The sequence below is a fragment of the Pseudomonas sp. FW305-70 genome (assembly GCF_058783925.1).
Genome location: NZ_JBYSYZ010000054.1, coordinates 20470 through 30516, shown reverse-complemented (window position 1 = coordinate 30516; position 10047 = coordinate 20470). Strand labels below are relative to the sequence as shown.

The window sequence follows — 10047 nt, the reverse complement described above, 5'->3', positions numbered from 1 at the left end:
ACTTCATAGATATCACTGCCGTCACCGCCGGCCATCGTATCGGCACCACCACCGCCGATGAGCACGTCATTGCCCGCATCACCGTTGAGGATGTCGTTGCCACCCAAGCCGTTCAGGATGTCGTTGCCATCACCTCCGCTGGCCACGTCGTCGCCTGGCGTGCCGGTCCATACGTCGACACCGGCGGTACCGACAAACAGATCACCGACCACTGTCGTTGCAGCCGAGGTGACTCGCTCAAGTGTGCCGAGGTCATCGGTGTAACTGGCGACGACACGCAGTTGCTGACCGACCTGTGCCTGGTCGGGTGTAAAGGTCGCGCCCGTCGCACCGGCGATGTCGCTAAAGATCGCGCCGCTCCCCACCTGCCACTGATGGGCAATCACCGAGGTCGTGGTCCCGTTGGCATCGGTGAACGCATCCGTGGCGGTCAGGGCCGATCCTGACGTCGGGGTGGTATCGCTGATCAACACCGTTCCAACCGGCAGGACATTGACGGTGCCGGTACCGGCCGCCGCGATCGGTGCGGTCGGCGCCGAGAACACCTCCTCCAGCACGCCATTGGCGTCCTTGTAGACTGCCCTGACGCGCAGGGCCAGCCCGGCTGCCACGACGAGTTCCGGGATAGCCGGTACGGCGCCAATGAGGGTCGCCGGTGGTGGGACCCTGAGTTCCGAGCCCACCGTGACGGTCGTGCCCTCTGCGCGCGCGACCTCGCCGGCGGCAAAGAAGGTGATGTCTTCAAAGACACCCGAGCCCGGACGCGCTTCAAATTGCCAGAAGAAACTGATGGGGCCGGTGATCGCGCCGCCGGTCGCGGTGTTGTTGGCATCAGTGATGTCTGCCGCCGATACCGTCAGCCGCTGGCCGACGGCGGGCGTAGGATCGTCGATCCTCAGCGAACCGACTGGCTCCGCGTTCAAACCGCCGAGCACGAGCGCCTGATCGGAGAACTGCAACCGCTCGATATGGCTGAGGGTGTCGGTCCCGTCCCTGCCGGCGACACTGTCGGTGACCGTAAAGGTGCCGTTGACGTTTTCGACCACGGTGTAATCCGCCAGATTGCCGGAGAACAGCGCCGTGTCGAAGTCGGGACCGGTCGCCGTCAGGATTTCGCGCACGCTCTGGAGCTGGCCGGGGTTATAGGTGCCGTTCACCATGAGCGGAACCAAGGGTGTCAGGCTATCGAAGGTAGCGATTTCCGGTCCGGTGCCATCGATGTTCTGCCGCACGCTGATGCGCACATTGAGCCACTTGTCGCCGTCGATCAGGTCGTCGCCGCCGCGGCCCTGGATGATGTCGCTGCCGGCGCCACCCAGGAGGATGTTGCCCCCGTCGAACTTGTCGTCGGCCGTGCCGGCGATGCCATCCGCGCCGTTGCCGGCGCTGCCGACCAGGTCCCGCAGACCGCTGATGAGGTCGAAGTTGGTGAGCACGCTGCCCTTGGCGCCAGCGACGGCGAGCAAGTCGGCAGTGGAGTCATCGCCGCTGAGGAAATCGGCATGGGCCGATCCCGACAGCCCTTCCACCAGGTCCAACCGGGCAAGGATCGACGCGTTGGATCCAGGTACCGCCGGTTGATCGAAGAAGCGCAGCCTGGTGTTGAGGTCCATGGTCACGCCGCTCGGATCGTCCTTGTAGGTCGCCCAGTCGTACCCGGAGAACCCGATGAAACGGTCCGCCTCGCTGGGACTGCCGACCATGATGTCATCACCGCCCTCCCCGTCGAAATTGTCCGGTCCGCCATCGCCCAGGAAGACGTCGTTGCCATTGATCGGATCGTTGCCGAAGGGGTCGAAGTTGTCACCGGCAACGCCATCGGCGGATCCGCCCTGGATCCAGTCATCGCCTTCACCGCCGCGCGCGAATTCATTCGCCTTGCTGCCGAGGATGAAGTCGTTGCCCAGGCCACCGCTGGAGTCGGCCGCGTCTTCGCCGGTGATGATGAAGTCCTGGCCGGCCTGGCCAAGGATCAGGTTGAGGCCGTTGCCGCCCTGGATGACATCGTTGCCGTCCTCGCCGTGGATGACGTCGTCGCCCCCCATGTCGGTGATGATGTCGTCACCGGTACCGCCAAAGAGTTGGTCGTTGCCGTAGCCGCCATCGATCCGGTCGTTACCGGCATCGCCGTAGACCGTGTCGTCGTCCGAGTCACCGGCAATGAGGATGTCGTTGCCGGCCGTACCGCCCAGCACGACCGTATCGGCGCCGGTGTAGTGCAGGTAGTTGGTGTCCGGGCCCGTCGTGGCGGGATTGTCGCGGATCACCAGCGGCGTGAGGAAGTCAGTGCGCGGTGAGCCAATCGGGTGGTCCGATGGACCAAAGGGATCGGCACTGGCCGGCAGATCGTCGACGGTGCCGACAATGCCGTCGGGTCCGGCAATCACACTGGGGTTGTACTGGTTCGCCTGGTTGACCTCCAGAATGTAGGCCGGCGTCAGGAAGACCCTGGCCGAAAGGTGTGTGGCATCGGTATTGGCCATCACCAGCGCGGCGAACGTGTTGTTCTCAAGCTCGGCGCCAAAGTCCATCGAGGCGGTGCGCTCCAGGTAGTAGAAGCGGTCACCGTCCTGGAGTTTCTCCATCTGGTTCTCGAAGACGAAGTTGAAGGTCGAGCCGAGCATGCCGCCAAAGGGCATCTTCTCCTCGGCCAAGCCACCAACCCAGAAGTCGACCGCATCCAGGCCGGTGATGGTCACATCGTCTGCCGTGTGCAAAACGCCGTCCGTACCCGCGGTGCTGGTCCAGGCGCCGGTGCTGTTGAGGAAGTCGATGCGATCGGCCGGCGCACCCGCACCGCCGAGCACCAGGAGCGAAGCCGCCGCGCGCTTGTCCGCCAGCGTGATGGCGTCGGTAATGCTCGAATGGGTGCCGTAGGCAGCGATGAAGTTGATCAGCGATTCCGGGTGCTTTATGTGCTGCACGAAATCAGCCCAGCTCGTGTAGGGCTTGAGCTCAGCGTCGCCGGTGGGCCCATAGAACTCCCGCCGCGCAGCGTTCAGGGACGGAACGCCGGTATCGCGGCCACGCGCCAGGTTGATGGCAGGAAGATCGAGCGGCAGGCCCAACAGGTTGTTGCGCAGGGCTTCGGTGACGAACTCGTCGATCTCGTTGCCCACCTGGCGGGTCACGCCGCGCACGATGGCACCGGCCGCCTCTTCCGGAGTGGGGCCGCTGCCCGCGAACTCGAGCGGGTTGAGGAAGGCCTGGATCAGCCCGATATCGCTCGAGGCAAAGTTCGGATCAAGCCGGTCGACCTGCTCCAGCAGCATCGAGTGCCCGAAGCGATAGACGGTGTGTGCGAACTCGGCAACGATGCTCGGATCGATCGCAGTGTCGTACACCTGGCCCGGGGCGAAGAAGGGATCGACCATCGGCTGGATGGTCCGGGCGAACTCCTCGAACACCAGGTGCTGGTACTGCATTTCGGTGCCGAACTTCGCCGTCTGGAACAGGCGCTCGCCGTTCCAGTCCAGGGTCGAGGTGTCGGCCGGAACGGCAGTGACGGGCGTCAGCAGCCACTCGTTCAGGAACGACACATCGCCGCTTGCCGCTGTCGCCAGGACCACCGCCTTGGTGTGATCGACCAGGCGGTTGTGCTCATGGTGGAAGATGGAGTGGACGGTGGTCAGGCCGATGTTCTCGTTCACCCGGCCGTCGCCGGCGATGTAGTGCGCGTCCAGCAGTTCGTTGTCGTAGAAGCCCGGCGCAGGTGTACCGCCAACGACATTGTCGGCATCGGGCAGGAGTGCCGCACCGGTCTGGTCGTCCACCGGAACGGCGGTGTGCGCAATGTCGTTGAGGAAAGCATGGCCAGTGCGCGCGGCGTTGGCCAGGCTGATGGGCGCTGCCGGATTGCCTTCAACGAGCACATCGTCGGCCGTGCCGGCAATGCCGTCCGGGCCCAACATCACCACCTGAGGGAAACCGTTCGGCCCCTTGATGAAATTACCGTAGGCGTCGGTCGCCAGCAGCGGCACGTTGTCGAAATCGGCATCGGTGAGATTGATGCCGAGCAGATCATGGGCTTGCGCCTTGACCACCTTCCAGGTGGCCATGCCGCCGATCTGGACGTCGTCGGCAGAGCCGAACACGCCATCGGCGCCCAGATCACGATTTTCGATCAACTTGCCGGTGGCCACCGGATCGCCCGCTGCATTGAGCTCATAGGCACGCAGGAACACCTGGTGCGAAGGATGCGAGCTGTAGGTCTGGTTCTGGTCGACAAACGGCGAGGTGGTGTTGGTGTTCTCGTGGATGTCGTCGGCCGTGCCCAGGAGGCCATCGGGGCCGGGCTGATTGGTGGCGCGCGTCAGCACCATGAAGTTGGTCGGGCTACCGGGCACGAACAGCGGGTCATCCGGCTGCAGTGGAATGAACACGGTGCCCGAACCGCCCTTGGTGACGAGGTCCAGGCCATGGTCGAAAAACTGGCCGAAGAAGGTCATCCATTGGTTGAAGGGCGCGGTCAGGCCCGCGTCGGGACTCACGTTCGGGTCGAAGAAGGTCTCGAATGTCGAGCCGTCGGTGCGGGTTCCGGTCACCACCTGCGCACCGGCCTTGAGGACATCGTCAACCGTGCCGAGGATGCCATCCAGGCCAGGGTCGAAGGTGGCCGCGACCGCCGCCGGGTTGTTGGCGGTCTGGTCGACGATCAGGTTGCTGATGGTGCGCGGTTGCGAGTCGATCACCAGGCCGCTGGTCTGGGTGTAACTCGTGCCGGCGTCGGCCGGACGCAAGTCCGGCGTGGTCAGGCGCGGGAATACGTTATCGGCGGCACCGTACTCGGGATGGAGCAGGTTGTTGTCCGTCCCTTCGACCGTGCGCAAACCGTAGGGCACGCGTATGTTCGGCAGCAGAGACACCAGGTTCTCACCGGCCGCGTGGTGTTCGGCTATCTTGATCTGGTCAAGGATGAACGACAGGTCCGATTGCGTGTAACGCACACCGTTGCTGGGGGCAGAGGTCTGCGGATCGATCAGCGAAGGCGCTGGTGCGGGGGCTGGCGCCGCGGCCACTACTGCCGTAGTCGGTGCCGAGAATACCTGCTCGGTCACGCCATGATCGTCCGCGTAAATGCCTTTGACGCGTACAGCCAGACCGGCAAGATCCGACGTCACCGTGAGCGTGGGCGCGTCCGCCCTGGTAAACCCGAGACCGATGCGACCTGGCCCGAGGATGATGTCCTCGAAGACGCCCGAACCCGGTGTCGCTTCAAACTGCCATATGTAACTGATGGAGTTGTGGATCGCCCCGCCCGCGTTGTCACCATCGGTGATGCCTGCCGCCGACACGGTCAGCGTCTGGCCAACGGTCGGCGCGGTGTTATCCACCGTCAGTGCGCCCACCGGCTCAGCGTTGAGTCCGGGCACGAGGACCATCGACTGATCGGAGAACTGCAGCCGTTCGATGTGGGTGAGACGGTCGGTTTCTTCCTTGCCGACATTGTCGGTCACGCTGACGATGTCGTCGCTAAAATCGAGCGCCGTGCCGTTATCGTTGACGGTGACTGTGTAGTTCGCCAGCGGGCCCATGAAGTTGACGGTATCGAAGCCGCCCACACCCGACAGGATCTCACGCACGGCGACGAGTTGCCCCGGATTGTAAGTGCCGTTCAACATCAGCGGGATCATCGGCGTCATGCTGTCGAAGCTGGCGATCTGCGGCCCGGTGCCATCCAGATTCTGATGCACGCTGATGCGCACGTTGAGCCACTTGTCGCCGTCGATGAGGTCACTGCCGCCACGGCCTTCGATGATGTCGCTGCCATCGCCGCCGAGGATGATGTTGCCCGCGCCGAACTGATCGTCGGCCGTGCCCCCGACACCGTCGGCACCGAAACCGGCGCTGCCGACAAAGTCCCGCAGGCCGCTGACAAGATCGAAGTTGGTGAGGATGCTGCCCCTGGCCGTGATGTTGGCGATGATGGCCGCGTTTTGTTCATCGCCGCGCAGGAAGTCGGAGAAGGCCGAGCCCGACAGGCCCTCCACTTCCGCGAAGCGGTCATAGACCGCATCGGGCGATTGCCCCACTGCGCCCACGATATCGCCTGTCGCATTGGGCACCGGGTGATACGGACTGAAGAAGGGAACGACCATGTCGACGGTCACGCCGTACTTGTCATTCTTGTAGGTGGTCCAGTCGAACCCGGACATGCCGTCCATCTTGTCCTGGGCATCGCTGGCGACGAAGGTGTCGTCGCCACCTTCACCGATCATTTCATCGAATCCGCCGGTGCCGATGAAGATGTCGTTGCCGGGCACATCGTCGGTCAATGTCGGGCTCGCGTTGTCGCCGGGCGCACCGTCCTGGGTGCCGCCCTCGATCCAGTCGTCGCCTTCATTGCCGGTCGGCGCCAGGTTGACCTTGGCGCCGAGAATGAAATCGTCGCCCGCGCCGGCGAAGGTCATCGTGATGTCTTCGGTGGTGATGATGAAGTCTTTGCCCGCGCCGCCGAACACCAGATTGTTGCCGGCGAGGGTCGAGTTACCGGCCTGGATGACGTCGTTGCCGTCTTCGCCGCGAATGACGTCGTCACCGCCGATGTCGGTGATGATGTCGTCACCGGCGCCGCCAAAGAGGTTGTCGTTGCCGTAGCCGCCGTCGATCCGGTCGTTGCCGGCGTCGCCATAGACGGTGTCGTCGTCCGAGTCACCGGCAATGAGGATGTCGTTGCCCGCCGTGCCGCCAAGCACGACCGTGTCGCCGCCGGTGTAGTGCAGGTAGTTGGTATCCGGGCCCACAGTGTCGGGGTTGTCGCGGATCACCAGCGGCGTGAAATGGTCAATCCGTGGTGAGCCGATCGGATGGTCCGACGGGCCAAAGGGGTCGGCATTGGCGGGCAGATCGTCGGCCGTGCCGACGATACCGTCCGGACCGGCCACCACACTCGGGTTGAATTGCTGCGTCTGGTCGACCTCCAGGGTGAAGGCCGGTGTCTGGAATATGTTGGCCGCCAGGTGTGTGGCGTCGCTGTTGAGCATCACCAGATTGGCGAACGAATTGTTCTCCAGCTCAGTGCCGAAGTTGAGTCCTGCGGTGCGGGCCAGATAGTACAGGCGGTCGCCATTCTGCAGGTTCTCCAACTGGGTTTCGAAGACGAAGTTGAAGCTCGAACCCAGCAGGCCGCCAAAGGGCATTTTCTCTTCGGCCAGGCCACCGATCCAGAAGTCGATGGCGTCCAGGCCGGTGGTGGTCACGTCATCTGCGGTGTGCAGAATGCCGTCCGCACCGGCGTTGCTGGCCCAGGCACCCGTACTGTTCAGGAAGTCCAGGCGATCGGCCGGGGCCGTGGCGCTGCCGAGCACCAGGTCCGCCGCCGCGGCGCGCTTGTCCGCCAGCGTCGTAGCGCCAGTGATGGTTGAATGCGTACCGTAGGCGGCGATGAAATTGATCAGCGATTCCGGGTGCTTCATGTGCTGCACGAAATCGGCCCAGCTCGTGTAGGGGGTCAACTGGCTGTCGCCGGTCATGTGGTAGAACTCGCGCCGCGCTGCGTTCAGCGACGGGATGCCGGTTTCGCGGCCGCGCGCCAGGTTGAGTGCGGCAAGGTCGAGCGGCAGGCCGACCAGGTTGTTGCGCAGAGCGTCAGTGACAAACTCGTCGATCTCGTTGCCGACCTGCCGTGTGACACCGCGCACGATGGCGCCTGCCGCCTGCTCAGGGGTCGGGCCGCTGTCAGCAAACGCCAGAGGGTTGAGGAAGGCCGCGATCAGGCCGGTCTGTTGATTGCCCGGGTCAACCGGATTGCCGTCGCCGACGACGTTGAAGTTGGGGTCGAAACGATCGACCGTCTCCAGCAGCATCGAATGGCCGAAGCGAAAGACCGTGTGGGCGAACTCGGCGACGATCGCCGGATTGACCGTGGTGTCGTTGCCCATGGGGGCCAGGAACACGTCCACTTGCGGCTGGATGGTGCGCGCGAACTCCTCGAACACCAGGTGCTGGTACTGCATCTCGGTGCCGAACTTGGCGGCCTGGAACAACCGCTCGCCGTTCCAGCGCAGGCCCGCGATGTCGGCCGGCGTCACGGGCAGCGCTGTCAGTTGGGCGTCGGGCATCAGCCACTTGTTCAGGAAATCAAGATCGGCGGAAGCCAGCACCGTCTCCTTGGTCTGCTCAACCAGCCGGTTGTGCTCGCTGTGGAAAATGGAATGCACAGTGGTCAGGCCGATGTTCTCGTTAACGCGGCCATCACCGGCGATGTAGTGCTTGTCGAGCAGCTCGTTGTCGTAGGTGCCCGGTGCTTGCGGGCCGCCGATGACGGTGTCCGCGTCAGCCGTCAGGCCGCCGGTGGGGTCGGCGCTGTGGGCGATGTCGATGAGGAACTGGTGGCCGGTGCGAACGGCGTTCGCCAGGCTGATCGGCGCGGCCCGGTTACCCTCGACGAGCACGTCATCGGCAGTGCCGGCGATGCCGTCCACGCCCTTCATCACGACTTGGGGGAGACCGTTGGGGCCCTTGATGAAGTTGCCGTAGGCATCGGTCGCCAGCAGCGGTACATCGAACACGTCCGCATCGGTCAAGTTGATGCCGAGCAGATCACGGGCCTGGGCCTTGACGACTGCCCAGGTGGCCATGCCGCCGATTTCGACGTCATCGGCCGTACCGAAATGCCCATCAATGCCCAGGTCACGATTGGTGATCAGCTTGCCGGTGGCGACCGGATCACCGGCGGCATTGAGCTCATAGGCGCGCAGGAACACCTGGTGCGAGGGATGCGAGCTGTAGGTCTGGTTCTGGTCGACAAACGGCGAGGTGGTATTGCTCTGCTCGTGGATGTCATCGGCGGTGCCCAGGATGCCGTCGGGACCGGGCAGATTGGTGGCGCGCGTCAGCACCATGAAGTTGGTCGGGCTGCCCGGCACGAAAAGCGGGTCATCCGGCTGCAGCGGAATGAACACGGTACCGCTGCCGCCCTTGGTCACGAGGTCAAGGCCATGGTCGAAGAACTGGCCAAAGAACGTCATCCACTGGTTGAACGGCACGGTCAGGCCCGCGTCCGGCGTGATGTTGGGGATCTGGAAGACGGAAATGTCGTCGGCGGTGCCGAACAGGCCATCCAGACCGGGGCTGGTGACGACCTGTGAATCCGGATTGGCCGCTGCGGCCGCGACCGCCGCCGGATTGTTGGCGGTCTGGTCAACGATCAGGTTGCTGATGGTGCGCGGCTGCGAGTCGAAGACGGCACCGCTGGTCTGCAGGTAGGAGGTCGGCGTGGTTCCGCCAGGGTCGGCGGGCCCGAAGAAGCCGGCCGGCTGGACCTGCGCGGTATTGAACACCGGCGTCGTCATGCGCGGGAAGAAGTTGTCGGCGGCACCGAACTGGATATCGGCCAGGTTGTTGTAGATGCCGGAGACGGTGCGCAGGCCGAAGGGGACTTCTACGTTCGGCAGCATGTCAATCAGACTCTCGCCTGCTGCATGCCGTTCGGAGATGAAGATCTGTTCGAGAATGAACTCGAGATCGGACTTGATGAAGCTGGCCATGGCTGTTTCCTCGATGCTTGGCAATCAGGAAACCACACGCATAAAACACCGCTGTAAACGCGTGGTTTAGTGCTGAATCCCATAAACAAAAATCGAAAATTGCACGACGGGACCTGGTACCACGGCCGCACCGAACCCTTGCCCGATTGCGTGCAATCAGCAGTGCTCGACTGAGGATTGATTCCCCGTGACAACCGTATCTACAGGCGGGTATTGCGCCTCAAGGAGGCGATGGCCCATGAACGCAGGTTGAATAGAAGGTGTGACTTGCTAATGGCCCCGTCACGTATCGGGGTTTTATGCATCTGTCCATGGCGCACTCTCAGGCATAGGGGGCTTGTCACAGTTGCCACACATCCAGCGATCAGAGTCCGGGACTTCCTGAGGGGTGATGGCACGGTTCTGCGTCCATGCGGCTTCGTCAACAAGCCTTTTATCCATGAGAAAACTGGCATCGACTACGAATTGACTAGTATGTATTGGAGAGTGGTTGCTTACGCTTGGTGGAGGCGTCAGGAAATCATTCAAACCATTGGTTTGGTTCTGATTGAGCGGAGCA

Annotated in this window: 1 protein-coding gene; it reads right to left on the bottom strand. The window is 63.4% G+C overall.

The window, feature by feature from the left end; genetic code table 11:
* Positions 1–9488: peroxidase family protein (locus AC3WN7_RS26280; protein ID WP_102675553.1), on the bottom strand; the 9488-nt coding region annotated here is incomplete at its 3' end.
* Positions 9489–10047: the final 559 nt, after the last annotated feature.